Genomic DNA, 26749 nt, shown 5'->3' with positions numbered 1-26749 from the left:
CGGATTTTGGGTCCCGCGGGACCAATTCCGGTACAGTTTGAGACCGGTTCAGTCTAAAACGCACGACATCGATTGAAAGCGGCCGCGTTTTTTGCGAAACGCGGCGGCTTGTCCGATCGCCTTCCCCGATCAAGCGCCCCAAACTTTGACTTCATCCGAGGCCGTCATGAATCCCGCACGATCCGTCCCCACGGCTTCAGTCGAGCTTTCCAGCCAGCGCAAGCGCGACCTGCTCGACCACTTCGAGACCAACAGCGAGGAGCTGGATCGCTGGCGCGAATTCAACGCCGCTTATCATGACGACGACCGCAAGTTCATGCGGTTCCTGATTCCGCCGGGAAAGCGGGTACTGGAACTCGGCTGCAGCCGGGGAGATTTGCTGGCCGCGCTCGAGCCGTCCTATGGCGTAGGCATCGATTTCAGCGCCAAGGCGATCGAGAAGGCGCGCGCGCTGCATCCGGGCTTGAATTTCGTCCACGGCGACTTCGAAGATCCGGCGACGCTGGCCGCGATCGAAGGCCCGTTCGAATACATCGTGATGGCCGATACCATCGGCCTGTTTGAGGACATCGACGGTACGTTACGGCTTATACAGAATTTGTGCTCGCCGTCGACGCGCATCATCATCGCCTATTACTCCCATTTGTGGGAGCCGGTCCTGAAACTCGCCGAGACGATGGGCCTGCGCAGCAAGCAGCCCAAGATCAACTACATCGCCACCGCCGACTTCATGAACCTGATGGACCTCGCCGATTTCGAGGTGATCAGCCAGGAGCAGCGGCAATTGCTGCCGCGGCGCTGGCTCGGGCTCGGCCCGTTTATCAATCGCTTCATCGCGCCGCTGCCGGGCATCCGGCAGTTGTGCCTGCGAACCTATCTGGTCGGGCGCCCGGTCCGGTCGTTTCCGGACCGGAAATTCTCCGCCAGCATCCTCATTCCCTGCCGCAACGAGAAGGGCAACATCGAAAACGCGATCCGGCGCATGCCGAAATTCGGCTCCGCCCAGGAAATCCTCTTCGTCGAAGGAAACTCCAGCGACGGCACGTTCGAGGAGTGCGAGCGCGTCCGCGACGCCTACAGGGACAGCTGGGACATCAAGGTGCTGAAGCAGGACGGCAAGGGCAAGGGCGACGCCGTCCGCAAGGGTTTTGCCGCCGCGACCGGCGACGTGCTGATGATCCTCGACGCCGATCTGACGATGCCGCCGGAAGCGCTGCCCAAATACCACGCGGTGATCGAGAGCGGCAAAGCCGAATTCGTCAACGGCACCCGGCTGGTCTACCCGATGGAAAACGAGGCGATGCGCCCGCTGAATTTCATCGCCAACCGCTGCTTCGCCTATCTGTTCAGCTATCTCGTCAATACCCGCCTGACCGACACGCTGTGCGGAACCAAGGTCCTGCTGCGCAAGGACTACGAGGTGCTGGCGCGGGAGCGCGGCTATTTCGGCAACTTCGATCCGTTCGGCGATTTCGACCTGATTTTCGGCGCCGCCAAGCAGAACCTGAAGATTGTCGAGACGCCCATCCACTACAAGGCGCGCACCTTCGGCGAAACCCAGATCTCGCGCTTTCGCGATGGCTGGCTGCTCCTGAAGATGGTCTGGTTCGCCTATCGCAAGCTCAAGGCGATTTGACTGCTGCCGGTTCGGGCATGCCGGCTCCGCGGCATGCCCCGTTCATGGCCGGGCCGAGCCGGGCGAGCGCGAAGCTACTTGCCCCACACCTCGTTTGCGACATCGACCGCGAGCTTCAGTTTTGCCCACTGCTCTTCCTCGGTGAGGAGGTTGCCCTCTTCGGTCGAGGCGAAGCCGCATTGCGGCGATACCGCGAGCTGATCGAGCGGGACGAACTTGCTCGCCTCTTCCAGCCGCCGCTTGATGTCATCCTTCTTTTCCAATTCGCCCGATTTCGAAGTGATGACGCCGACCACCACGATCTTGTTGCCTTTCGGCAGATAGCGCAGCGGCTCGAAGCCGCCGGCGCGTTCGGAGTCGTATTCGAGGAAGTAGCCGTCGTAGTTGGTGCCAGCCAGCATAGTCTCCGCCACCGGCTCGTAACCGCCGGACGAAATCCAGGTCGAGCGGAAATTGCCGCGGCAGACATGGGTGGTGATGGTCATATCGGCCGGGCGCTCTGCGATCGCATAGTTGATGATACGGGCGTAGATCTCCTGCAGGCCGTCAGGATTGTCGCCGCGCTCGCGGGCTTTGCGCAATTCATCCTGCGAGCAGAGATAGGCCCAGACCGTGTCGTCGAATTGGAGGTAGCGGCAGCCGGCATCGTAGAACGCCTTGACCGCCTTGCGGTAGGTCTTGCCGAGATCCTCGAAGAACGCGTCGAGATCGGGATAGACATCCTTCGAGATCGACTTGCGGCCGCCGCGGAAGTGCAGCACCGCCGGCGACGGAATCGTCATCTTCGGCATCACATGCGCGGTGTCGCACTGCTTCTTCAGGAAGCGAAAGTGGTCCAGCATCGGATGATTGTCCGGGAAGTCCAGCTTGCCGATCACCCGCACCGCGTCATGCCGCGTCTCGACGCCCGCGAACTGGATGCCCGTCTCGGGGTGAAAAAGTTCGCAGCCGGTGAGCTTGGCGAGAAAGTCGAAATGCCACCAGGAGCGGCGGAATTCACCGTCGGTCGCAAGCTTCAGGCCGATCGAGGCCTGCTTGTGCACGACCTTTTCAATTTCCATGTCCTCGGCCTTGCGCAGGTCGTCGGCCGAGATCTCGCCCTTCTCCAGTCTGGCGCGCGCCTCCTTGATGCGCGGCGGCCGCAACAGACTGCCGACCTCGTCGGCGCGGAAAGGGGCTTTGGTTCGCTGCATGGTCTCAACTCCCGAAAATTTTAAGCGTTTTCAAGCGCATTGGATGCCGGCTCGCGTGACGGAAACGTGTCAGGAACGAACTAGTGTGCGGCGGCGCCGGAGACGCCGAGGAAGCGTTCCAGTACCGCAGGATCGGCCTTCAGCGTGCTGCTTGCCGCATCATGGACGATCGTGCCGCGCTCCAATATCACAACGCGGTCGGCAAGCCCTAGAATCTTTTGCGCGTGCTGCTCGACAATGATGGAGCAAATGCCGCCGGCGCGGGTAATGGTGCCGAGCGCCTTCAAGAGCTCCTCGACAATGATCGGCGCCAGGCCCTCGGTCGGCTCGTCCAGCAGCAGCACCTTCGGATTGAGGGTCAGCGCGCGTCCGATCGCCAGCATCTGCTGCTCGCCACCGGAGAGCTCGTTGCCGAAATTGTTGCGGCGCTCCTTCAGCCGCGGAAACATCTCGTAAACCTTGGCGACCGTCCACGGGCCCGGCTGCGCCACCGCGGTCATGTTCTCTTCCACCGTGAGCGAACGGAAGATATTGCGCTCCTGCGGCACCCAGCCGATGCCCGCCCGGGCCCGCTGGTCCGGCCGCATCCCGGTGATGTCCACCCCGCCCAGCGCAATGGTGCCGCCGAAACGGCGGGTGACCCCGACAATCGAATTGATCAGCGTGGTCTTGCCGGTGCCGTTGCGCCCCAATAGCGCCAGCGCCTGGCCCTCCTCGAGCCGCAGCGACATATCGGGCAGCACCACGGCTTCGCCATAGCCGGCGCGCAGGCTTTCGATGGCGAGCAGATCAGGCATCGGCCGCCTCGCCGAGATAGACCGCCTTGACTGCGGGGTCGCGCGCCACCTGGTCCGGCGGGCCTTCCACCAGCAATCCGCCGCTGACCAGCACCGAAATGCGGTCGGCGAACGAGAACACCAGATCCATGTCGTGCTCGATCAGGAGCACGGTGACGTTGCGCGGCAGCGCTGCGACGGCGGCGAGGATATCCTGCCGCTCGCTTGCTGGAACGCCGGCGGCGGGCTCGTCGAGCAACAACACCCGCGGCTTGGCGGCGATCGCGACCGCGATCTCGAGCAGGCGCTGCTTGCCATACGGCAAGGTCGCCGTCAGGTCGTTCATCACGTCGAGCAGCCGGAACCGCGCCAGGGTTTCCGCGATCTCGGCATTGACGTCGTCGCGGGTGCCCATCCGGCGCCACCAATCGCCGCCGCGGCCGAGCCGTTCCGACACCGCCAGACCGATGGTCTCGAGCGGCGTCAGATCGGCATAGAGCTGATTGATCTGGAAGGTGCGCGACAACCCGCGCAGCACGCGGGCATGCACCGGCAAATCGGTGATGTCGTTGCCCTCGAGCAGGATGCGGCCGGCATCGGGCTTGAGCACCCCGGTCAAAAGGTTGATCACCGTGGTCTTGCCGGCGCCGTTGGGACCGATCAGCGCGTGGCGGGCGCCCTGCTCGACCTTGAGCGACAGCTCGCGGGTGACCCGGAGCGCGCCGAACTGCTTTTCCAGCCCTCTGGTTTCCAGCGCAACCGTCATGACGCGTCGCTTTCGGGAACGGCGACGACGGCCTTGCGGCCGGCGAATTGCCGGATCGCCAGGTTCGGCAGCCACAGCGCCCAGCGATGCATGCGCGCCCGGCCGACCAGCACGATCACCACCAGCACGAGACCGATCCAGAACTGCCAGTATTGCGGCGTCAGGGTCGAGAATACTTCCTGCAGCATCTTGAACACCACGGCGCCGATCAGTCCGCCGTAGAGATAGCCGGTGCCGCCGATCACCAGCACCAGCATCAGGTCGGCGGAGCGCTCGAACGCGAACACGTCGAGCGAGGCCAGCGCCGTGGTCTGGGTGAACAGCGCGCCGGCGATCCCGGCATAGAACGCCGACAGCGTGTAGACCGCGATCAGGCGGCGGTTGACGGGGATGCCGATCGCGGCCGCCCGCAGCGGATTGTTCCTGATCGCGCGCAGCGACAGCCCGAACGGCGAATGCACGACGCGGCGCGCCAGCAGGAACAGGATGAACAACACCGCAAGGCTGTAGAAGAAGCCGACCTTGCCGAACATGTCGAACGCGAACAGGCCGAGGATCGGCTGCATCTCGATGCCCTGCAGCCCGTCGGTGCCGCCGGTGATGTTGGAAAAGCGCTCCGCCAGCGCTTCCAGCAACAGCGCGATCCCCAGCGTCACCATCAGGCGGGTCAGGTCGACGCCCCTGATCACGAGGAAGCTGGTGAGGAAGCCGACCACGGTGGCGACGAGGCCGGCGGCAACCAGCGCGAGCACGGGCTCGGTGATGATGCCGTGCAGCGCCAGCAGCCCGGCGGAATAGGCGCCGACACCGAAGAACGCGGCATGGCCGAGCGAAACGATGCCGGCGTAGCCGAGGATCAGATCGAGCGACAGCGTAAACAGCGCCAGCCGCAGGATGTCGGTCATGATCAGATAGCGCGATGGAAACAGGAAGGCGCTGGCCAGCGCGAGAATCCAGAACGCGACCTCGCTCAGGCGCCAGCGCGCGTGCTGCCTGGCATGATATCCAACGTCGGCTTGCGCGGTCATGTCGGCATCATCGCGCAGCCGTGCGGCCGAACAGGCCGTTCGGGCGCCAGATCAGGATCACGATCATGATGGTGTAGATCACGAACGGCCCCATCTTGGGCACGTAATACTTGCCGGCGACGTCGCCGATCCCGAGCAGCAGCGAGGCCAGAAACGGCCCGGTGATGCTGGAGGAGCCGCCGACGGTCACCACGATCAGGAAGTAGATCATGAACTTCAGCGGAAAATACGGGTCGAGCCCGAGGATCTCCGCGCTGAGCGCGCCGCCGAGACCGGCGAGACCGCAGCCGAATGCAAAGGTAAAGGCAAATACCTGCGGCACGTTGATGCCGAGCCCGCTGGCCGCGCGCGGATCGTCCACCGCCGCCCGCAGCCGGCTGCCGAACCGGGTGCGCGCCAGCACCAGCTGGAGGCCGGCGGTCAGGAGGCCGCAGATCACGATGATCATCAGCCGATAGCGGCCGACGCCAACGCCAAAGAAATCGATCTGGCCTTCGAGGGCCGCGGGAAGTTTGATGAAGATCCGCGACGATCCCATGATGTAGTCGACCGCCGCCACCGACATGAAGACGAGGCCGACCGAGAACAGCACCTGGTCGAGGTGGCTTCGGGTGTAGAGGTGACGATAGAGCGAGCGCTCCAGCGCCACGCCGATCGCCGCGCTGACGACAAAGGCCAGCGGCAGCGCCGCAAAGAACGGCCAGCCGGATTGATTGACCAGCACCGCGCAGACGTAGCCGCCCGTCATGGCGAATGCGCCATGCGCGAGATTGACAAAATTCATCAGGCCAAGCGTCACCGCCAGCCCGCAGGCCAGCACGAACAGCAGCATGCCATAGGCGACGCCGTCGAACAGAATGGTAAACAGCGTGGTCATTGGATGCGTGCCGGAAAACTCTGGACTTAGTCACTCCGGGGCAGCGCGTGGCGCTGAACCCGGAATCTCGTGCAACAATGTCGATATCCCGGGTTCGCGCTGACGCGCGCCCCGGGATGACCAGCGGTCATTTCTTGGTCTTGCCGGAATCCTTGACGGCTTCAAACGTGGCGAATTCGACGCTGTAGAGTTCGCCACCGACCTTCTCGACCTTGCGGATGTAAATGTTCTGCACGATGTCGCGGGTTTCCGGATCGATCGAGATCGGGCCGCGCGGGCTTTCCCACTTCATCCCCTTCATGGCTGCGACCAGCGCGTCGCCGTCGGTCTTGCCGCCGGTCTTTTTCAACGCCTCATAGATCATGTGGATGCCGTCATAACCGCTCACCGCCATGAAGCCCGGACGATTGCCGTATGCCTTCTTGTAGGCGGCGACGAACTCCTTGTTCATCGCGGATGGATGCGCGGCGGAGTAATGATGCGCGGTGACGGCGCCGAGCGCGGCGTCGCCCATGCCGTTCAGGAGATCATCGTCCATCACGTCGCCGGGGCCGATCACCTTGATGCCCGTTTTGTCGAGGCCGCGCTCGGCATATTGCTTCATGAAGTTGCCGCCCTGCCCGGCCGGCACGAACACGAACACGGCGTCGGGCTTGGAATCCTTCATCCGCTGCAGGAACGGTGCGAAGTCGGGATTGGCCAGGGGCACCTTGACCTCTTCGACGATCTGGCCGCCGCCGGCGGTGAAATTCTGCTTGAAGAAGGTCAGCGCGTCGTTGCCGGGCGCGTAGTCGGAGGTCAGCGTCGCGACCTTCTTGATGCCGTTCTTGGCGGCCCAGTCGCCGATGATGGTGGAGGACTGCGCCAGCGTGAAGCTGGTGCGCACGATGTAGGGCGAGCGCTCGGTGATGATCGAGGTGCCCGCCGCCATCACGATTTCCGGGATCTTGGCCTGCGTCGCCAGCGGCGCCACCGCAAGCGCTGCCGGGGTAACGCCGAAGCCGGCGATGAAACTGACCTTGTCGTTGACGATCAGCTCCTGGGCGATGCGCTTGGTGTTATCGGGAACCGCACCGTCGTCCTTCAGGATGATCTCGATCTTCTTGCCGGCGACGGTGTCGCCCTTCTGCTGCATGTAGAGCTTGACCGCATTGTCGATCTGCTTGCCGGTCGACGCCTGGCCGCCGGTCATCGGCAGGATCAGGCCGACCTTCACGCTCTCCTGCGCCTGCGCCGGCGCCCAAACCGTCACCAAACCAAATGCGCCCGCAACGGCAATGCCGGCTGCGGCCTGCGACAACATCTGACTGCGAATGAACATGAACGCTCTCCCCTGATCGGTTTCGTGCTTCGAACCGAGCCTCTGGTTTTTGACGTACCATAACCCAGATTTTGCAACCATATGTCGGCGCGGCATGACGTCTTATACCGGCGCGGCATGGCGACCCAGCGGCTCAGCATTGTCAATCGCGACGATAATCGCGATTCCGGACGCTCCCGTTCATTTTGCACCGTCAGCAGGCCTATTTCGAAGAGGTATTAAAACACCAGCAATCCTTGAACTTGAATAAGCCAATTTTACCGATTTGATGGGTATGTTGAGCCAGCAAAGTCCGGCCGCCCAACGTCGTGGAATCGGGTAGGGAATCCGGAACGCCCCGTCAAAAGCTCACCCGATCAGGTTACGACGCTCCCCAAATGGCCTTCATCAGCACTCGCCAACTTGCCGTTGTCCATGTCGTGGCGCTCTTGGCGTGCGGCCTGGGTGGCTGCGGAAGCATCAACGAGAAGCTCGCGGCCGGAGCCGGCGCTGCCATCCCGCAATGGGCCGGCGGCTTGCCGCGGGACGCCCCACCTCGCCCCGGGACCGCAGAATACGACGAGTTCATGAGAGAGCGGGAACGCAAGCGCCTGACGCCCGCCGCGGAAAGAGAGGACGCGGGCAAATCCGACGCGTCATCTTTGGAACCCACCCACTAGCCGCGCAACCGAACGCTCATTTTCAACGATGCCGGGCGGCGAAAAGCCGCTTAACAATTGTGCGCATCCGCATCGATCTACTATGAATGCGGCGTCGCTTCCTACGGGTTGGCGATTCGAGATTTGCTGGGGACGAGTGCGCTGGGTGGATCTAGATTGCTTGATTGATTGCAAGGCGTTACACCAAAGCTGCAGGGAAAACCGGTCTGTTGCTCGGTCGGATCTAATGTTGCAATTATACCGTGGACCCAAATCGTGATGCTATTACACTGCGTGTAGCGATTGGCATCGTGTGCCTGGAGAGATCGCGCCCGCAGGATGGTGGGGCTACTAACGATAAACCCGCCGGCTCGAGCCGCCGGGCTAAATTGGCGTGCCACACAGGGAAGAGCTAGCGCTAAAACCGGAAAGCAGGTCGAGGGGCCGCCCAAATATTTCTATATTGATGCTCAAAGTTTCTCGATCAACTTTGATACGTGTATTTCTGTCAGTTTGAGCGCATCCTTCGGGTTCGCTACATCAATGTCGTGGACATGCCAGTAGGTAACGCGATCAGCCCACGTCGAAAATTTCGCCTTGATGATCGGCCGATGCTCGGCTTCCTTCATTGCCACCACGAGATCAGCCTCCTCCAGGTCCGTTATGCGGCATGACACCGGAAGGCGAGCAGGATCGGTAGGGACGATGTTGCGCGCCTTCAGAGCCTCAATCGCGAATGGTGAGATCGGCCCGACGTTTCCTGCTCCTCGCTCCAGCGCTAAAGCGCGCGAGGATGCCATCCAATTCAGGTTGGCTACCCTTGCCCGATAATTGAATAGCTCCTCCGCAAAACGGCTCCGGTAGTAATTGCCAGAGCAGAGGAAAAGAACCCGCTTGATTTGCATACGTTCGGTTTCCTCGCAGTCTTCACACCTTGTCAAGGGCCCTCAAACATTACCCGTGCGTCTGCACCGACTCATCTAGAATCACTCTCACTCTTGCTCGGAAGTGGTTGCGAGCCGGATGATGGCAACAAGGCCTAAGGGTGTTTTGGGGAATCTGAACCTCCTCCGAATGAGTGGACACCTGTAGTAGGCTCGTTGAGCCCGGAGGTGTCGAATGGAACGTCAACGTCGGTCATTTACCGAAGAGTACAAGCGCCAAGCGGTCGAGCTGGTGGCGTCGAGCCGTCGCTCGGTCACGTCGGTGGCCAAGGAACTCGGTCTGCGCGACTCGGTGCTGCGGCGCTGGGTGGACAAGTTCCGGCAGGGGCCGACATCGGCGGCGTGGCGCCCCACCACGCAGGCGACGCCGATGTCGGCGGACCAGGCCTCGGAGATCGCCCGGTTGCGCCAGGAGAACGAACGGCTGCGTATGGAGCGCGACATTTTAAAAAAGTCGATCGCGATCTTTGCCGGAACCCGGACATGAGCTTCCGTTTCATCGAGGACCACCGCGACACCTATCCGGTGCGGTTGATGTGTGCCGTGCTCGAGGTCTCGCCAGCCGGCTATTACGCCTGGCGTGATCGCCCGGTGAGTGAGCGAACAAAATCCAATGCCACGCTCCTGGCTGCAATCCGGCAAGTCCATCAAGACAGCAGCGGGCGCTACGGCAGTCCCCGCGTCCATACCGTCCTGCGGAGGCAGGGCCGTGGCGCCAGCCGCGGCCGGATCGAGCGGATGATGCGTCGGCACGGTATCCGCGCCATCATGGCACCGCCGCGCCGTGTGCGCACCACCGACAGCCGTCACGACCTGCCGATCGCACCGAACCTGATCGCGCGCGACTTCACGGCCCCAGCCCCGAACCGGGTCTGGCTCGCCGATATCACCTATATCCCGACCGCGGAGGGGTGGCTGTACCTGGCGGCCGTCATGGATCTCTTCAGCCGAAAGATCGTCGGCTGGGCCATGCGGGATCATATGCAGGTCGAACTCGCTTCCGCGGCGCTGACGATGGCCATCCAGCAGCAACGCCCGCAGGCCGGATTGATCCACCACTCCGATCGCGGCGTGCAGTATGCCTCACACGCCTATCGCAACACTCTCACGGCCGCCGGCATCACCGCATCGATGAGCCGCAAGGCCGATTGCTACGACAATGCCCCGATGGAGAGCTTCTTCCATACCCTGAAGACCGAGCTCGTTCATCATCGCAACTACAAGACTCGCGCCGAGGCCCAGCGCGATATCTTCACCTTCATCGAGGGCTTCTACAACCGAACCCGGCTCCATTCCGCCATCGGGTATATCGCCCCGATCGAGATGGAGCTAAAAGCCGCTTAAACCCGTCCACTTTTTCGGGGGAAGATCAATCTCTCCCTGAGATTTTTGAGGCCGTCTATCGGACGATGGATCAGGCGAAGTGGGAACGAAGTAGCCCGCAAGCTTCCGCGAACATTTCCTCCATGTAGGCCATGGTAATAGTTGCAACTGCGAGGGGTGTTGGGACACCAATATCCTTTCTGAGGTTGTTGTGCATGGTCAAATCCGAATGCCAAAAAGTCATACAAAAGACCCAGCCTTTCAAAAAAGCGCCAAAGAACTATTGAGCGCGAAGCCTAACGTTGCTTTCAGATAGAAGCGATAGCAAGCGTTCAGCAACCAGCCTAAGCGTGGTGGGAAACTTCATTCCATACCTGCACGAAGATCGGATGTTAGAGCAAAATTATTGTCTGCGGATCGCTCAAGTGCGCACAAATAATGGCATAGCGACTGATCATGCACAATTGGCCCGGTCATGTGTCGTTGGAAACCGCAAGGAGTCACCTGAAGGCAACGTTCAACAAGACGGGAAGCCTCCGGCAACGGTGATGTCCTGAAGCTCGTCGTTGCGGTCCAGATACCGGCCGTCGGGAAACGTGCTGATATCGACCGTGAAGTATCGTCGAGCATCTCCTGCGTGATGACTTGCGGACATTTGTCCTGTCGAGACCGTAACGGGATGCGCCCGGCGTCGACTGGCTCCGTGGCAATCCGGAGAAGCCGAACACGCCGAGGCTTCCGGAGTTTACAACGCTCTTGGCACGGCTGATGCTTCTCCTGGCAAGCGCCCTTCCCCGGCTGTTCAACCCATCCTTGAAACGAGTTGTCGCGTTCAGTTCGACCAGCATGATCACGAAACAGGACACGGAAGTTGAAGCCGAGCGCGAGATGATAAGGAAACTCGCTGGCGCCGAACGAAAGATCGCGGCCGCATGCGAGCAGAACAATGTCGGCTGGACGATATTGCGGCCGACCTTGATCTACACTCCTGGCCGCGACACCAACATCACGCCGTTGTCGCGGCTGATCCGCCGGTTCGGATTCATGCCGCTGGTCGGCGGGGCGCCCGGTCTGCGGCAGCCGGTGCATGCGGAGGATCTGGCGATCGGAGCAATCGCCGCCGCCGCGAGTCCCGCGGCGGTCAACAAGTTCTATTCGCTGCCGGGCGCGGAGACACTCACCTACCGCGAGATGATTGGCCGGATCTTCGACGCCTTGCGGCTGCCGCGGCGCACGATCTGGGTACCCCCCTGCTGTGGCGGGCCGGTTTCATGCTGGCGAAGTCGCTGTTTCCGGGCGCCAATGTCGCGATGGGCACCCGCATGATGAAGGACATGACTTTCGACTCCACGCCTGCGGTCCGCGACTTCGGCTGGAATCCGCGAGCCTTCAATCTCGTTTTCGACTAGCGCGTTTTAGCGCCGCCCCGATCAGTCCATGAACACCACGGTTTTGCGGCCGTTGAGGATCACGCGATCCTCCAGATGGTGACGCACGGCGCGCGCCAGCACACGGCGCTCGATGTCGCGTCCCTTGCGAACCAGATCCTCGGGCGTATCGCGATGGCTGATGCGCTCGACGTCCTGGTCAATGATCGGGCCTTCATCGAGCGCGCTGGTGACGTAATGCGCGGTGGCGCCGATCAGCTTGACGCCGCGCTCGTGCGCCTGATGGTAGGGGCGCGCGCCCTTGAACCCCGGCAGAAACGAATGGTGGATGTTGATGCAGCGTCCCGACAGCTTCGCCGACATCTCGTCCGACAGGATCTGCATGTAGCGTGCCAGCACCACGAGGTCGGTTCCGGTGTCGCCGACCAGCTTCCAGATCGCCGCCTCCTGCTCGCGCTTGGTCTCCTTGGTCACCGGCAGATAGTGAAACGGAATCTCGCCGAAATCGAGATTGCTGTAGGTTTCGCGCGGATGGTTGGAGACGATCGCGGTCGGGATCATCTCGAGCTCGCCGGTGCGCCAGCGATACAGGATGTCGGCGAGGCAATGGTCGGATTTCGAGACCAGCAGCATGACCCGGCGGCGGGCGGCGCGGTCGCGCATCAGCCAGTCCATGCCGAAGCGCTCGGCGATGGCGCCAAAACCGGTCTGCAACGCCTGAAGATTGACCGCGAGATCGGCGGCATTGAATACCACCCGCATGAAGAAATGACCGGTCTCGACGTCATTGAACTGCTGGGCGTCGAGGATGTTCTGCCCGTTATGGGCAAGGAACGTCGATACCGCCGAAACGATGCCGGGACGATCCGGGCAGGACAGGGTCAAGACGAACTGATGATCGGGCATGGGCGGACTTGGTCACTTCACGGGACGAGGACGGGACGCGATTGGCGGGCCCTGCTCTATCACCGGCAGAGCCCTTGCGCCAATCCCGGTCGAAGCGCCATGATGAACAAACAACAGGCGACCGGCGTTAGAGCGGATCATGGCTGACAGGCTGAACGGCTATCGAATTCTCATCCTGGAAACCCGCGAAGAGGCGCAGTTTTCACGCCTGCTGGCCGAACAGGGCGCGGACGTGCTGCAATGCCCGATGTTTACCATCCATGACGCGCCGGATTCCGCGCCTGTCGAGGCCTGGATTCGCCGCTTTATCGACAAGCCGTGCGACGACATGGTGCTGATGACCGGCGAAGGCCTGCGCCGGCTGATGAAGGTCGTCCGGCGGATCGGCGTCGAGCAGGAATTCATTGCGGCGCTCGGCAAGGCCCGCAAATTCGCGCGCGGCCCGAAGCCCGGCCGGGCGCTGCGCGAGATCGGACTGGAGCCGCAGGTGACGACGGAGAAGCCGACCTCGGAAGGTATCGCCGAGATGCTGTCGCGCGTCGATCTCAACGGCCATCGCGTCGGCCTGCAGCTCTATCCGGACAAGGACCACGGAGCGCTGATCGGCGCGATCGAGGCGCAGGGCGCCGACGTCGATACCGTGCTGCCCTACGTCTATGACGCACAGGCCGCCGACGCCAACATCGTCACCGCGATCGACGAAATGGCGCAGGACCGGGTGGATGCGATCGCGCTGACCAGCTCGGGCCAGGTTCGCCGGCTCGTCGAGGTCGCGCAGGCGCACGGATATGAAGCGCGATTGCGCGAGGGGCTGGCACGGACGCCGATCGCTTCCGTCGGACCGGTAGTTTCCGACGAACTCAAATCCCGGGGCTTGCACGCCGACATCTCGCCCGCCAACGATGCCTTCTTCATGAAGCCGCTGATCTCGGCGATGGCGGCGGCGCTCGGAAAGACACCGCCGCGCAATGCAGCTGGTCCCCGCTGACGGGCCACCGGCGACCTACTCCACTCTGGCGCCCGCGAACTTCACCACCTTGCCCCATTTTTCGGTTTCGTCCGCCACCAGTTTTCCAAAATCGGCGGCCGAGCCTGGCAGCAGGATGGCGCCGATTTCGGTGAACCTGGCCTTCGCTGCGGGATCGGCGAGGATCGCGTTAACGGCCTTGTTCAGCGTCGCGACGATTTCGGGAGAGGTGCCCTTCGGCGCGGCGAGGCCATACCAGGCGCTGGCTTCGTAACCGGGCAGGAAATCGGCCACCGTGGGCAGGTCCGGCAACACGTCCGACCGCGTCGTGCTGGTGACCGCGAGGCCGCGCAGCTTGCCTGACTTGATGTGCTCGGCGCAGGTCGGAACGTTGTCGAACATGACCTGCACCTGCCCGGCGATCAGGTCGGTGAGCGCCAACGCTCCGCCGCGATAGGGCACGTGGACCATGTTGATGCCGGTGAGCATCTTGAACAGTTCGCCCGACATATGAATGGTCGAGCCATTGCCGGACGACGCCATGTTGAGCTTGCCGGGATTGGCCTTGGCATAAGCAATCAGTTCGGGGATCGATTTGACGGGAACGGATGGGTTCACCACCACCGCGTTCGGAAAACGGATGATACCTGCGATCGGTTCGACATCGCGAAGGAAATTGAAATTGAGTTTTTCGTAAAGTGTGGCGTTGATGGCGTTTGCCGGCGCCACGAGCAGAAGGGTGTACCCGTCGGGCGCCGCGCGCACGACCGCCTCGGTGGCGATATTGGTGCCGGCGCCCGCCCGGTTCTCAATGACGAATGACTGACCGAGCCGCTCCGAAAGCCATTGCCCCATCAGACGCGCGGTCAGGTCTGCCGAACCGCCGGGAGGATAACCGACGATCAGGCGAATCGGGCGCGATGGATAGCTTTGCGCCCATGCGGTTCCAGAAACGGCCGGCAGCAGGGTAGCCCCGGCGGCCAGATGCAAAAATTGACGACGCGGTAATCTCATGACGCCTCCCCGAACAGACCTGGCCGGCGGCTCAGCAGTCCCTTTGGAACAATGCGGCCGCGCTCTTTATGCCTTGTGGCACGAGCGTACATGCGCCCGGGCGCATCTTACAAGCTGGATAAACGACGCTTGGCCCGGACGGTCGATCATTTCGACTCGCTCAGATACGCCTGATAGGCGAGCCGGATGCCGTCCTCGAGCGTAGTGCGGGCGCGCCAGCCCAGTTTGGTGAGGCGGCTGACGTCGAGCAGCTTGCGCGGCGTGCCGTCGGGTTTCGAGGCGTCGAAGCTGATCTGGCCGGTGTATCCGACCGTGGCGGCCACCGCGCGCGCGAATTCGGCGATGGTGATGTCCTCGCCGGTGCCGATATTGACCAGTTCGTCGCCGGAATAGCTCTTCATCAGGTGGACGCAGGCATCCGCCATATCGTCGACATAGAGGAATTCCCGCCGTGGCGTGCCGGTGCCCCAGACCACCACATTGCCGACGCCGGCAACCTTCGCTTCGTGAAACCGGCGGATCAATGCGGCGACGACGTGGCTGTATTCCGGGTGATAATTGTCGCCACGCCCGTACAGATTGGTCGGCATCACATTGATGAAGTCGGAGCCATACTGGCTGCGATAGGCTTCGACCATCTTGATGCCGGCGATCTTGGCGATGGCATAGGGCTCGTTGGTCGGCTCCAGCGGCCCCGTCAGCATGGAATCTTCGCGCAGCGGCTGCGGCGCCAGCTTTGGATAGATGCAGGACGAGCCGAGAAACATCAGCTTCTCGGCTCCATTGATATGCGCGGCGTGGATCACATTGGCCGCGATAATCAGATTGTCGTAGATGAATTCGGCGCGCAGCGTGTTGTTGGCGACGATACCGCCGACCTTCGCCGCCGCCAGGAACACAGCCTGCGGTCGCTGCTTCGCGAACCAGCCGAACACCGCAGCCTGATCGCGCAGATCGACCTCGCTGCGCCCGATCGTCAGCAGCCGGACGTTTTCCTGTTCGAGCCTGCGCACCAGCGCGCCGCCGACCATCCCGCGATGCCCGGCGACGAAGACGGTCTTGCCCTTCAGCTCAAACGGGGTTTTTGCCATTGGCAACCTCCCGCCGGGCAATCGCAAGGTCGCCCGCCACCATTTCCTTGACGAGCTCTGCGAACATCGTCTTCGGCTTCCAGCCCAGCTTCTCGCGCGCCTTGCTGGCGTCACCGATCAGGAGATCGACTTCCGTGCGACGAAAGTACGTCGGATCGATACGCACGACGGTCTTGCCGGATTTGCGGTCGACGCCGGTTTCATCGACGCCCTTGCCGCGCCATTCGATGGTGCGGCCGATTTCGGCGAAAGCCAGTTCGATGAATTCGCGCACCGAGTGGGTCTCTCCGGTCGCCAGCACGAAGTCGTCGGGCGCCTCGGCCTGCAATATCCGGTACATGCCCTCGATATAATCCCTGGCATGGCCCCAGTCGCGCTTGGCCTCGAGATTTCCGAGATAAAGCGCTTCTTCCAGGCCGGTCTCGATCCGGGCGACGCCGCGCGTGATCTTGCGCGTCACGAAGGTCTCGCCGCGGATCGGGCTTTCATGATTGAACAGGATGCCGTTCGAGGCGAACATGCCGTAGGCCTCGCGGTAGTTCACCGTGATCCAGTAACCGTACAGCTTGGCGACGCCGTAGGGCGAGCGCGGGTAGAACGGCGTGGTTTCCTTCTGCGGAACCTCCTGGACCAGGCCGTACAGCTCCGAGGTGGACGCCTGATAGAACCGCGTCTCCTTTTCCATGCCGAGAATCCGGATCGCTTCGAGCAGGCGCAGCACGCCGATCGCATCGGCATTGGCGGTATATTCCGGACTCTCGAAGCTGACGCCGACATGGCTCTGCGCCGCGAGATTGTAGATCTCGGTCGGCCGGATCTGCTGCATTAGCCGGATCAAATTGGTGGAATCCGTCATGTCGCCGTAATGCAGCAGGAACGGCACATTGCCGGCGTGCGGATCCTCGTAGAGGTGGTCGATGCGCGCGGTGTTGAACGAGGATGATCGCCGCTTGATGCCGTGCACGGTGTAGCCGAGGCCGAGCAGATATTCGGCGAGATAGGCGCCATCCTGGCCGGTGACGCCGGTAATCAGCGCCACGCGCCGTTTCGAGTCCTGAACCGCCGAATCCTGAACCGCCATATCTTCTCCTAACGCGAGGCCGCCCCGACCCGGCGGAACCCCATCCTTGCCCCCATTCGCCCGGCCAAATCCGGCGCGCAAGAGGCGTTACGCCAGTGGTGCAGGCCATAGCATCCGGCCGCCACGGTGTCTAACCTCAAAGCCGTTTGGAATCAGTCCCTTAGCCGTCTGGCGGCACATCGGTGCCGGGCCGGCGGACCGCGGATTTATTGCCGAAATGGCCCGGCTACTCGCTGTAACGGCGCAGCCGCTCGAGGTCGACGATGGTGACACCGCCGTATTCGAGCCTCAGCAGACCTTCCTTCTCCAGCCGCTTCAGGCACTGGTTCGCATTCTGCCGGGAAATACCGGACAGCGCCCCGATTTCTTCCTGGGTGATCTCCAGATGCATGGTGAGGTCCGGGTAGAGAATGGGATTGAAAAGCGAGGCGATGCTCCGCGCGAGGCGCGCCGTTGCATCCAGCGTCCGGCCATATTCGAGCAGGCCAATAAATTGCCCGAGACGTTCGTTGAGCTGCCCGACCAGGAACCGATTGAACCCCACGCTGTTCTCGAACAGCCAGAAGAAGGTGCTGCGGTCCATCATCGCCAGCCGGGTGTCGCGCAGCGCCACCACATCGTAGCGCCGGGGCTCCTTCTTGAGCACGGAGCCCTCGCCGAACCATGCACCGGAGGTCAGGCCGGCAAAGCTGGTGGCCTTGCCGCCGCGGGACACGATGCCCATTCTGGCAAGGCCGGTGACCACGCCGGTCCAGTACTCGAACTGGTCGCCGCGCATAAAGATGAATTCGTCCGCGCGGTATGACTTCTCGACGATGCCGGCCCGCGCGATCTCCAACTCCCGCTCGTTCAGTTCGCGCGACCAGGCCGCAATGCGCTTCAGGTAATCTGCTGCAATCATGATCGTCGAACCGTCACCCCAGGCGTCCTGCAATACTTATGTTGCGCTGCAATAGAAAACTTGCGCCCCTGCGCCAACGCCTCGCAACAAAACGCCAATCGTGGCCGCTGGCGAAATTTGCCGACGAATTGTCAGGCAGAAGACATTTCAAGCTAGCGCTTTACCCTATTGAGGGCCACCTCGCGTAGCGCGGCTGGACCAATCGGAGATTGGGTGCGGCGTTACGTCCGGTGCGCCCGGCGCAACGGAAATGCTCGGATCCAGCGGATGCGGGCATCCTTGGCGCAGGGGCCGTCCCTTAGTCGGGTGGCCTACCCATGGCGGCCGATATAGGATCGCGGCCGTTGTCGCAAACGATAGAGAAAGAGCGCATCAAGCGCCGTGTCTCGGAGGAATGCGTGGAACACGCTTTGGAAGTGCGCGGGGTGTCACTGCGCTTCGGTGGCGTCCGTGCGCTGACCGAGGTCAGCTTTGGCGTCAAGGCCGGCGAACTGTTTTCGATCATCGGCCCCAACGGCGCCGGCAAGACCTCGATCGTCAACTGCATCTCGGGCCGCTACAAGCCGACCGAAGGCCAGCTGTTCTATCGCGGCCAGGATATCACCACCCTCAACACCAACGCGCGGCCCCGGCTCGGCATCGGCCGCACCTTCCAGAATCTGGCGCTGTTTCATCATATGAGCGTGCTCGACAACATCATGGTCGGGCGGCACCACCTCTTGAAGAATAACTTCATCACGGGATCGCTCTACTGGCTGACCGGCGCGCGGCGCGAAGAGCTCGAGCATCGCCGCAAGGTCGAGGAGATCATCGATTTCCTCGACCTGCAGTCGGTGCGCAAGGCCACCGCCGGCACCCTGCCCTACGGGCTGCGCAAGCGGGTGGAGCTCGCGCGCGCGATGGCGCTGGAGCCGCAGCTGATCCTGCTGGATGAGCCGATGGCCGGCATGAACTTCGAGGAAAAGGAGGACATGGCCCGCTATATCGTCGATCTCAACGAAGAGTTCGGCATGACGGTCATAATGATCGAGCACGACATGGGCGTGGTGATGGATATCTCCCACCGCGTCATGGTGCTGGATTTCGGCCGCAAGATCGCGGAAGGCGATCCCGCCGCGGTGCTCGCCGATCCCCACGTCAAGCGCGCCTATCTCGGCGAAGAGGACGAGGTTCTGGTCGATCCCGACGACAAGCCCGCCGCCCCGGAGTGCGCAGCATGATGGATTACGCCGGCCGCGCCGCCCAGGCCGATACCTATCCGAAACTGCTGCGCCTCAACGCAAGAGAGCATGGCGGCGAGATCGCGCTGCGCGAGAAGGATTTTGGGCTCTGGAAGGTATTCACCTGGAACGCCTACCAGACCCGGGTGCACGATCTCGCGCTCGGCATGGTCGAACTCGGCCTCGGCCGCGGCGACGTCATCGGCATCATCGGCGACAACCGGCCGGACTGGGTGTCGGCCGAAATCGCCACTCACGCCATCGGCGCCATGAGTCTCGGCCTGTATCGCGACGTGCTGGACGAGGAAGCCACCTATCTCCTGAGCTACGGCGAAGCCAAGCTGGTGTTCGCCGAGGACGAGGAGCAGGTCGACAAGCTGTTGGCGCTGGCCGACCGCGCACCTCAACTCAAGCACATCGTCTATTCCGATCCGCGCGGCATGCGGAAATATGACGACCCCCGGCTGATGGAAGCCGACAAGCTCGCCGAGATGGGGCGCGCCCGCGCCGCGCGCGAGCCCAGCCTCTACGACCGCCTGGTCGACGCCACCCGCGGCGAGGACGTTTCGATCCTCTGCACCACGTCGGGCACCACGGCGCATCCGAAACTGGCGATGCTCGCCTCGGGGCGGGTGCTGCGGCATTGCGCGACCTATCTTTCGTTCGACCCCAAAGGGCCGGACGACGAATATGTCTCGGTGCTGCCGCTGCCCTGGATCATGGAACAGGTCTACGTGCTCGGCAAAGGCCTGCTGTGCCGAATGAAGATCAACTTCGTCGAGCAGCCCGAAACCATGATGAACGATTTCCGCGAGATCGCGCCGACCTTCGTGCTGTTTGCGCCGCGGCTATGGGAATCCATCGCGGCCGACGTGCGCGCCGGCGTCATGGACTCCTCCCCGCTCAAGCAGCGCCTCTATGAGCTCGGCATGAAGACGGGGCTGGCGGCGCTGGCGCAGGGCAAGCATTCGGCGGTCGCCGACATGATTCTGTTCCGTGCGCTGCGCGACCGCCTCGGCTTCACCCGGTTGCGCTCGGCGGCGACCGGCGGCGCCGCGCTCGGTCCCGACACCTTCAAGTTCTTCCAGGCCATGGGCGTGCCGCTGCGCACGCTGTATGGCCAGACCGAAATGCTCGGCGCCTACACCCTGCATCCGATCGACAAGGTCGACCCCGACACCACGGGCGTGGCGATGGCCGACAACATCGAAATCCTCATCGACAATCCGGATATCCACGGTGTCGGCGAAATCGTGGTGCGTCACCCCAACATGTTCCTCGGCTACTACAAGAACCCGGAAGCCTCCGCCGAAGACATCAAGGACGGCTGGATGCATTCCGGCGATGCCGGCTACTTCAACGCCGACAAGCAGCTCGTGGTGATCGACCGCATCAAGGATCTGGCGGAAACCGCGCGCGGAGAACGGTTCTCGCCGCAATACATCGAGAACAAGTTGAAATTCTCGCCCTATATCGCTGAGGCGGTGGTGCTGGGCGCCGGCCGCGACGCGCTGGCGGCCATGATCTGCATCCGCTTCTCGATCATCTCGAAATGGGCGGAGAAGAGCCGGATCTCGTTCACCACCTACACCGACCTCGCCTCGCGCCCCGAGGTGTACGAGCTGTTGCGCGGGGAGGTCGAGACCGTCAACGCCACGCTGCCGCCGGCGCAGCGGATTTCCCGCTTCCTGCTGCTGTACAAGGAACTCGACGCCGACGACGGCGAACTCACCCGTACCCGCAAGGTCCGCCGCAGCGTCATCAACGAGAAATACGCCACCATCATCGATGCGATCTATGGCGGCAAGAGCGCCATCCCGGTCGATACTGTGATCCGCTTCCAGGACGGCAGCACCCAGCGCATCCGCACCACGCTCAAGGTCGTCGATCTTGCCAACGACGCCCCCGTCGCGGAGGCCGCGGAATGAACACCCAGCTTCTGATCCAACTTCTGGTCAACGGCCTCGTGGTCGGCACGCTGTATGGCGTGGTCGCGATGTCGTTCGTTCTAATCTACAAGGCCACGCAAGTCGTGAACTTCGCGCAGGGCGAACTGCTGCTGGTCGGCGCCTGGGTATGCTGGGTGCTGCTGACCAAATACCAGGTGCCGTTCTGGCTCGGCATGCCGATCACGCTGGTCTTCATGTTCGTGTTCGGCATCGCGATCCAGGTAGTGATCCTGCGTCCCATGATCGGGGAGCCGATCATTTCGGTGATCATGGTGACGATCGCGCTGTCCACAGTGTTCTCGGCGCTGATGAAATGGATGTTCGGCGTCAATCTGCAGCCGTTCCCGAAAGTATTCGAGACCCAGAACGTCAATATCCTCGGACTACAGGTGCAGACGGTCTATTTGATGAGCTTGGCAGTCTCGGTGGCGATGATGATCGGGATGGCGTGGTTCTTCCGCTTGTCCAAATACGGTCTCGCCATGCGCGCCACCGCATTCAACCAGCAGGTGGCGCAGTCGCTCGGCATTTCGGTCAAGAGCGTGTTCGCCATGGCATGGGCGATCTCGGCGACGGTGTCCGCGGTGGCCGGCGTCGTGGTCGCCGTGGTCAACGGCGTGTCCGCGGGTCTGTCAGCCTACGGCATCAAGGTATTTCCCGCGGCAATCCTCGGCGGTCTCGACAGCGTCGGCGGCGCGGTGCTCGGTGGCATCATCATCGGTCTCTTGGAAAACTTCGCGCACTTCCTAGACAGCGAATATCTGCATTGGGGCAATCTCTACGAGATCGCGCCGTTCTATGCGCTGATCATCATCCTGATGATCAAGCCGTATGGCCTGTTCGGCACCAAAGACATCGAGCGGGTATAATCCATTATGGCAAGCCAGACCTTCATCCCCGCCGGCGATTTCCGCACCACCTATGCGGCGGACACCACCGTGTTTCCGACCAGGACCAGCCGCAATGCGATGATCGCCGGCATCGTCCTGATCTGCTTTGCGCCGCACGTCCTCAACGAATACAGCCTCAGCCTGCTGATCCAGATCGGCATCTTCGGCATCGCCGCGCTCGGCCTCAACATCGTCGTCGGCTTCACCGGCCAGATATCGATCGGCCATGCCGCCTTCTTCGGCTTCGGGGCGTTCACGTCGGCCTACCTGTCAAACCGGCTAGCGATCCCCGTCTTCTTCTGCATTCCGCTCGCGGGTGTCGTGACGGCGGCTGTCGGGCTGGTCTTCGGCCTCCCCGCCGCGCGACTGAAGGGGCTTTATCTCGCGATCGCTACACTGGCCGCGCAGTACATCCTGCTGGATTTCTTTGCGCGGGCGGAATGGTTCACCGGCGGCAGCGTTCCGGCCAGCGCCGAGCCATTCTCGATCTTCGGCTATTCGCTGCGCGGCGATAAGAAATATTTCTACGTCGTACTCGCCTATGTCGTCGTCTGTTATCTGCTGGTCACGAACCTGATCCGCTCGCGCGACGGCCGCGCACTGGTGGCGGTGCGCGACCACTATCTGTCCGCCGAGATCATGGGCATCAACCTGACGAAATATCGCACGCTGTCGTTCGGCCTCGCTGCATTCTTCGCCGGCGTCGGGGGCGCGCTCTACGCACACTACAATCAGGTGGTCTCCAACGAAGGCTTCGGCATCGACCGCTCGATCATATTCCTGGCCATGATCATCATCGGCGGTCTCGGCTCGATCATGGGCACGCTGATGGGCACCGCCTTCATGGTGCTGCTGCCGGAATCGATGGAGTGGCTGAGCGTCGCGTTGCGTGACAGTCCGATCGATCAGTTCCTCGGACTCAAGAATAACATCGCATTCTTGCGCGAGATGGCCATCGGACTCATCATTATTGTCTTTCTGGTCTTCGAGCCGGATGGACTCGCGCATCGTTGGCGCCAGATCAAGGCTTACTGGAAACTCTACCCGTTCTCGCATTGAGGTCGGAACGGGCAGACAACAAGAAGACCTCGAGAAGAAAACCGGAGGATTATGCTTATGAACATGAAAGCTCTTCTCAACAGCGCCGCCTTGGCGGCGATGCTTGGCGGCATGTCCGCCGTCACGCCCGCCATGGCCCAGACGCCGATACCGCTTGGTAATCTGGTCGATTATTCCGGCCCGACGTCCGACGTCGGAACGCCCTACGGACAAGGAATCGTCGACACTTACGCCTGGATCAACAAGACCGGCGGCATCAACAAGACCAAGGTCAACCTCGATACCGTCGATTACGGCTATCAGGTGCCGCGCGCGATCGCCCAGTACAAGAAATGGTCGGGCGCCGACAAGGTCGCCGCCATTCTCGGATGGGGTACCGCCGACACCGAAGCCCTCACTGGCTTCCTCGCCGAAGACAAGATTCCCGACATCTCGGCGTCCTACGCCGCCGCGCTGTCCGACCCAACCGGTGCAGGCGGCAAGGCCAAGCCCGCTCCCTACAATTTCTTCTACGGCCCGAGTTATTCAGACGCGGTTCGCGGCATGCTGACCTGGGCCGCCGAGGACTGGAAGGCCAAGGGCAAGCCCGGCAAGCCGAAATTCGTCCATATGGGCGCCAACCATCCGTATCCGAACGCCCCGAAGGCTGCGGGTGAAGCGATCGCGGCCGAACTCGGCTTCGAACTGCTGCCGCCGATCGTGTTCGCGTTGACGCCCGGCGACTACAGCGCGCAGTGCCTGACCCTGAAGAGCTCCGGCGCGAACTACGCCTATCTCGGCAACACCGCGGGCTCGAACATCTCGGTCCTGAACGCCTGCAAGGCTGCGGGCGTCGACGTCCAGTTCCTCGGCAACGTCTGGGGCATGGACGAGAACGCCGCCAAGGCCGCCGGCGCCGCCGCCAACGGCGTGGTGTTTCCGCTGCGCACAGCGGTGGCCTGGGGTGGCAACGCACCCGGCATGAAAACCCTGATGGAAATCTCCAAGATGTCGGATGCGGCCGGAACGGCCTATCGGCCGGTGCACTACATCGCGGGCGTCTGCAGTGCGCTCTACACGAAGGAAGCCGTCGAATGGGCCGCCAAGAACGGCGGCGCGACCGGCGAGAACGTCAAGAAGGGCTTCTACCAGAAGAAGGATTGGGTGCCGGCCGGCATGGAAGGCGTCTGCAACCCGTCGACCTTTACCGACAAGGATCACCGCGGCACGCTCAAGGTCGATCTGTATCGCATGAAGATCGCCGGTGCGACCGACGCGCCGCTCAACGAGCTCGCCAAGAACGGCGTGATCAAGCTCGAGAAGGTCAAGACCATCGACCTGCCGCGCAAGCCCGAATGGCTCGGCTGGTAAGCTAGCGGTCGCCGAGAGGCGGCCCAACGCACTCAGGCTGTCGTCCCCCGCGAAAGCGGGGGATGACGGCAGTGGGTGGTACGAAGCGTGGGTTCTACGACGACGTCAGGATCGACCATGACCGAAGCGACTGAAATCGATCGCCCTGCAGCAGCGGCGGCGCAGGCCATCGCGCCGCTGCTCAGCGTGCGCAACATCGAGGTGGTCTACGACAACGTCATCCTGGTGCTGCGGGGCCTGAGCCTCGAGGTGCCGCAGGGCGCGATCGTGGCGCTGCTCGGCGCCAACGGGGCCGGCAAGTCGACGACGCTGAAGGCGATCTCGGGACTGCTCAAAACCGAAGACGGCGAAGTCACCCGCGGCGAAATCCTGTTCGACGGCGAGCGCATCAACGGCATCGATCCCGACAAGATCGTGCGCCGCGGCATCTTCCAGGTGATGGAGGGCCGCCGCATCATCGCCGACATGACGTCGCTGGAGAATTTGCGGCTCGGCGCCTTCACCCGAACCGACAACGAGATCGGCGCCGACATCGACAGGGTGTTCGACTATTTTCCGCGCCTGAAGGAGCGCACCGGGCTGGCCGGTTATCTCTCCGGCGGCGAGCAGCAGATGCTGGCGATCGGCCGCGCACTCATGGCGCGCCCGAAGATGATCTTGATGGACGAGCCGTCGATGGGACTGTCGCCGCTGCTGGTCAAGGAAGTGTTCGGCATCATCGGCAAGATCAATCGCGATCTCGGCGTCACCATCCTGCTGGTGGAGCAGAACGCGCGCGCCGCGCTGTCGGTGGCAAGCCACGGCTACATCATGGAACAGGGCAAGGTGGTGCTCGACGGCTCGGCCACCGAATTGCGCGACAATGAGGACGTCAAGGAATTCTACCTCGGCGGCGCCGGCGACCAGCGCAAGAGTTTCAAGAACCTGAAAAGCTTCAAGCGGCGGAAGCGGTGGCTGTAAGGACCTCTTCTTCCCCTCCCCGCAAGCGGGGCGAGGCAAGCGAGACAAGGCGAGACGGTACATGACCGACCACTACGACGCCCTCGAAACCCGGCCGCCCGCCGCGCGCGAGGCTGACCTGTTTGCGCGGCTGCCGGAGGTGCTGCGCAAGGCAATGGCGGCGCCGGCCTATGCCGAACGCCTCCGGGGCATCGATCCGGCCGGGATCACCAGCCGTGCGGCGCTGGCCCGCCTGCCGCTGCTGCGCAAAGCCGACCTCCCTGCCCTGCACAAATCCGCCCCGCCGTTCGGCGGCCTTGTCCCGGGCCTTCCTGGCTCGTTTGGGAGGCTGTTTACATCGCCCGGTCCGATTTTCGAGCCCGAGGGTACCCAAGCCGACCCCTGGCGCGGCGCCCGGGCGCTGTTCGCCGCGGGCTTCCGGCCGGGCGACATCGTGCTCAACACCTTCAGCTATCACCTGACGCCCGGCGGTTTCATCTTCGACGCCTCGGCGCGCGCCCTCGGCTGCGCCGTGATTCCAGCCGGTCCCGGCAACACCGAAGCGCAATTCGAGCTGATCGAGGCCTATCGCCCGGTCGGCTACAGCGGCACCCCGGATTTCCTCAAGATCCTGCTCGACGCGGCCGACAGCGCCGGGCGCGACGTCTCCTCGATCAAGCGCGCGCTGGTGTCGGGCGCGGCGTTTCCGAAGTCGCTCCAGGACGAGATCAAATCCCGCGGGATCGATGCCTACCAGGCGTTCGGCACCGCCGATCTCGGCCTGATTGCGTTCGAGACCTCATCCCATGACGGCATGGTGGTCAACGAGGACCTGATCATGGAAATCGTGCGGCCCGGCACCGGCGATCCGGTCGCCGAGGGCGAGGTCGGGGAAATCGTCGTCACCTCGCTCGATCCGCATCACCCCTGGATTCGTCTGGCCATCGGCGACCTCACGGCGGCGCTGCCCGGCCTGAGCCCGTGTGGACGAAGCAACATGCGCATCAAGGGCTGGATGGGCCGCGCCGACCAGACCACCAAGATCAAGGGCATGTTCGTGCGGCCCGAGCAGGTCGCGGAGATCGGCAAGCGTCATCCCGAGTTGGGGCGGCTGCGTCTCGTCGTGACGCGCGAGGGTGAGACCGATGTGATGACGCTCAAGGCCGAGGCAAGGAACGCAAACCGCGACCTGCGCCAGGCCATAGCTTCGACATTGCGCACCATCGCCAAACTCAGCGGGGTTGTCGACCTGGTCTCTCCGGGGTCGCTTCCTAACGATGGCAAGATCATCTCAGACGAACGCCGGTTGTGACGAACAGCGTACGATTCCAAATGACTTGCCCGATCTCCCACGCAACACTCTCTCCGCTCCCCTTGTTGAAAGTCACGATCCGGTTTGATTTCCCTTACACCAAACGTCCGTCCCGTGTTCGCGGCAAACGGCGGACGCTATGCGCCCTCAAGTCTCCGTCACATCCTGGCTAATAATTCG

24 protein-coding genes are annotated in these 26749 nt (G+C 62.7%); 12 read left to right on the top strand and 12 right to left on the bottom strand.

The genetic code is table 11. The annotated features are described in order from the left end of the window. Window positions 1-166: 166 nt before the first annotated feature. A complete protein-coding gene (locus KMZ29_RS09790; RefSeq protein WP_215623506.1) occupies window positions 167-1636 on the top strand; it encodes a glycosyltransferase in 1470 nt (489 codons plus the stop codon). Window positions 1637-1710: 74 nt separating this feature from the next. Here the strand turns inward: KMZ29_RS09790 and KMZ29_RS09785 are convergent, their stop codons facing one another. From KMZ29_RS09785 to KMZ29_RS09760, 6 genes are all read right to left on the bottom strand, one after another. Next, window positions 1711-2829 carry a cobalamin-independent methionine synthase II family protein gene (locus KMZ29_RS09785; protein ID WP_215623505.1) on the bottom strand — a complete coding sequence of 373 codons (1119 nt, stop codon included), beginning with the start codon at window positions 2827-2829 and terminating at the stop codon, window positions 1711-1713. 80 nt (window positions 2830-2909) lie between these two features. Further along, window positions 2910-3626 carry an ABC transporter ATP-binding protein gene (locus tag KMZ29_RS09780; protein ID WP_215623504.1) on the bottom strand — a complete coding sequence of 239 codons (717 nt, stop codon included), beginning with the start codon at window positions 3624-3626 and terminating at the stop codon, window positions 2910-2912. Further along, a complete protein-coding gene (locus KMZ29_RS09775; RefSeq protein ID WP_215623503.1) occupies window positions 3619-4371 on the bottom strand; it encodes an ABC transporter ATP-binding protein in 753 nt (250 codons plus the stop codon). Before KMZ29_RS09775 ends, KMZ29_RS09780 begins: the two co-directional genes overlap by 8 nt. Continuing rightward, a complete protein-coding gene (locus tag KMZ29_RS09770) occupies window positions 4368-5399 on the bottom strand; it encodes a branched-chain amino acid ABC transporter permease (protein ID WP_215623502.1) in 1032 nt (343 codons plus the stop codon). The genes KMZ29_RS09775 and KMZ29_RS09770 overlap by 4 nt, the downstream gene beginning before the upstream one ends. Window positions 5400-5406: 7 nt before the next feature. Then, window positions 5407-6276 (bottom strand): branched-chain amino acid ABC transporter permease, encoded by an 870-nt coding sequence (locus tag KMZ29_RS09765; RefSeq protein WP_215623501.1) that lies wholly within the window; start codon window positions 6274-6276, stop codon window positions 5407-5409. A gap of 127 nt (window positions 6277-6403) precedes the next feature. After that, window positions 6404-7597, bottom strand: coding sequence for an ABC transporter substrate-binding protein (locus tag KMZ29_RS09760; RefSeq protein WP_215623500.1), 1194 nt, complete (start codon window positions 7595-7597; stop codon window positions 6404-6406). A gap of 377 nt (window positions 7598-7974) precedes the next feature. Between KMZ29_RS09760 and KMZ29_RS26695 the strand changes: the two genes are divergently transcribed. Further along, the gene (locus KMZ29_RS26695; protein ID WP_249779879.1) at window positions 7975-8256 is read left to right on the top strand and encodes a hypothetical protein; all 282 of its coding nucleotides are present in this window, start codon (window positions 7975-7977) and stop codon (window positions 8254-8256) included. A gap of 449 nt (window positions 8257-8705) precedes the next feature. On the opposite strand, the gene KMZ29_RS09755 is transcribed toward KMZ29_RS26695, so the two are convergent. Beyond that, on the bottom strand, window positions 8706-9140 hold the full coding sequence (locus KMZ29_RS09755; RefSeq protein WP_215623499.1) for an arsenate reductase/protein-tyrosine-phosphatase family protein: 435 nt from the start codon (window positions 9138-9140) through the stop codon (window positions 8706-8708). Window positions 9141-9354: 214 nt separating this feature from the next. Between KMZ29_RS09755 and KMZ29_RS09750 the strand changes: the two genes are divergently transcribed. Next, window positions 9355-10523 (top strand): IS3 family transposase gene (locus tag KMZ29_RS09750; protein ID WP_215620298.1). Its coding sequence is split into 2 segments (ribosomal slippage): window positions 9355-9643 and window positions 9643-10523, totalling 1170 coding nucleotides; the frame shifts between segments, so codons are not numbered across the junction. An 825-nt stretch (window positions 10524-11348) separates the two neighbouring features. Beyond that, complete coding sequence (locus KMZ29_RS09745) at window positions 11349-11828, top strand: NAD-dependent epimerase/dehydratase family protein (RefSeq protein WP_215623498.1); 480 nt, start codon at window positions 11349-11351, stop codon at window positions 11826-11828. Between the two features lie 104 nt (window positions 11829-11932). Here the strand turns inward: KMZ29_RS09745 and purU are convergent, their stop codons facing one another. Further along, window positions 11933-12796 carry a formyltetrahydrofolate deformylase gene (gene purU, locus KMZ29_RS09740; protein ID WP_215623497.1) on the bottom strand — a complete coding sequence of 288 codons (864 nt, stop codon included), beginning with the start codon at window positions 12794-12796 and terminating at the stop codon, window positions 11933-11935. A 139-nt stretch (window positions 12797-12935) separates the two neighbouring features. Here purU and KMZ29_RS09735 point away from each other — a divergent pair, with 139 nt between their 5' ends. Further along, window positions 12936-13784 carry a uroporphyrinogen-III synthase gene (locus tag KMZ29_RS09735; protein ID WP_215623496.1) on the top strand — a complete coding sequence of 283 codons (849 nt, stop codon included), beginning with the start codon at window positions 12936-12938 and terminating at the stop codon, window positions 13782-13784. Window positions 13785-13799: 15 nt separating this feature from the next. On the opposite strand, the gene KMZ29_RS09730 is transcribed toward KMZ29_RS09735, so the two are convergent. The 4 genes from KMZ29_RS09730 to KMZ29_RS09715 all read right to left on the bottom strand — a co-directional run bounded on the left by KMZ29_RS09730 (window position 13800) and on the right by KMZ29_RS09715 (window position 17850). After that, window positions 13800-14777 (bottom strand): Bug family tripartite tricarboxylate transporter substrate binding protein, encoded by a 978-nt coding sequence (locus KMZ29_RS09730; RefSeq protein ID WP_215623495.1) that lies wholly within the window; start codon window positions 14775-14777, stop codon window positions 13800-13802. Between the two features lie 146 nt (window positions 14778-14923). Next, window positions 14924-15868, bottom strand: coding sequence for a GDP-L-fucose synthase (gene fcl, locus KMZ29_RS09725; RefSeq protein ID WP_305855091.1), 945 nt, complete (start codon window positions 15866-15868; stop codon window positions 14924-14926). Continuing rightward, a complete protein-coding gene (gmd, locus tag KMZ29_RS09720) occupies window positions 15849-16949 on the bottom strand; it encodes a GDP-mannose 4,6-dehydratase (RefSeq protein ID WP_215623494.1) in 1101 nt (366 codons plus the stop codon). The genes fcl and gmd overlap by 20 nt, the downstream gene beginning before the upstream one ends. A 226-nt stretch (window positions 16950-17175) precedes the next feature. Further along, window positions 17176-17850, bottom strand: coding sequence for a Crp/Fnr family transcriptional regulator (locus tag KMZ29_RS09715; protein WP_215623493.1), 675 nt, complete (start codon window positions 17848-17850; stop codon window positions 17176-17178). 398 nt (window positions 17851-18248) lie between these two features. On the opposite strand from KMZ29_RS09715, the gene KMZ29_RS09710 reads away from it, so the two are divergent. The 7 genes from KMZ29_RS09710 (at window position 18249) to KMZ29_RS09680 (ending at window position 26569) form a co-directional block, all read left to right on the top strand. Then, on the top strand, window positions 18249-19070 hold the full coding sequence (locus tag KMZ29_RS09710; protein WP_215623492.1) for an ABC transporter ATP-binding protein: 822 nt from the start codon (window positions 18249-18251) through the stop codon (window positions 19068-19070). Then, window positions 19067-20998, top strand: coding sequence for a long-chain fatty acid--CoA ligase (locus KMZ29_RS09705; RefSeq protein WP_215623491.1), 1932 nt, complete (start codon window positions 19067-19069; stop codon window positions 20996-20998). Before KMZ29_RS09710 ends, KMZ29_RS09705 begins: the two co-directional genes overlap by 4 nt. After that, window positions 20995-21888: a branched-chain amino acid ABC transporter permease gene (locus KMZ29_RS09700; protein WP_215605790.1), complete on the top strand. Its 894-nt coding sequence runs from the start codon at window positions 20995-20997 to the stop codon at window positions 21886-21888. Before KMZ29_RS09705 ends, KMZ29_RS09700 begins: the two co-directional genes overlap by 4 nt. A 6-nt stretch (window positions 21889-21894) precedes the next feature. Beyond that, a complete protein-coding gene (locus KMZ29_RS09695) occupies window positions 21895-22968 on the top strand; it encodes a branched-chain amino acid ABC transporter permease (RefSeq protein WP_215623490.1) in 1074 nt (357 codons plus the stop codon). A 57-nt stretch (window positions 22969-23025) separates the two neighbouring features. Next, window positions 23026-24318: an ABC transporter substrate-binding protein gene (locus KMZ29_RS09690; protein ID WP_215623489.1), complete on the top strand. Its 1293-nt coding sequence runs from the start codon at window positions 23026-23028 to the stop codon at window positions 24316-24318. A gap of 117 nt (window positions 24319-24435) precedes the next feature. Further along, a complete protein-coding gene (locus KMZ29_RS09685; protein WP_215623488.1) occupies window positions 24436-25278 on the top strand; it encodes an ABC transporter ATP-binding protein in 843 nt (280 codons plus the stop codon). A 61-nt stretch (window positions 25279-25339) separates the two neighbouring features. Continuing rightward, window positions 25340-26569, top strand: a complete 1230-nt coding sequence (locus KMZ29_RS09680; RefSeq protein WP_215623487.1) for a phenylacetate--CoA ligase family protein — start codon at window positions 25340-25342, stop codon at window positions 26567-26569. Window positions 26570-26749 lie beyond the last annotated feature (180 nt).

The sequence above is a fragment of the Bradyrhizobium sediminis genome, assembly GCF_018736085.1.
In the GTDB taxonomy this organism is placed as follows: domain Bacteria; phylum Pseudomonadota; class Alphaproteobacteria; order Rhizobiales; family Xanthobacteraceae; genus Bradyrhizobium; species Bradyrhizobium sediminis.
The sequence above is the reverse complement of the archived record's forward strand: the minus strand, read 5'-3'. Positions and strand labels throughout refer to the sequence as shown.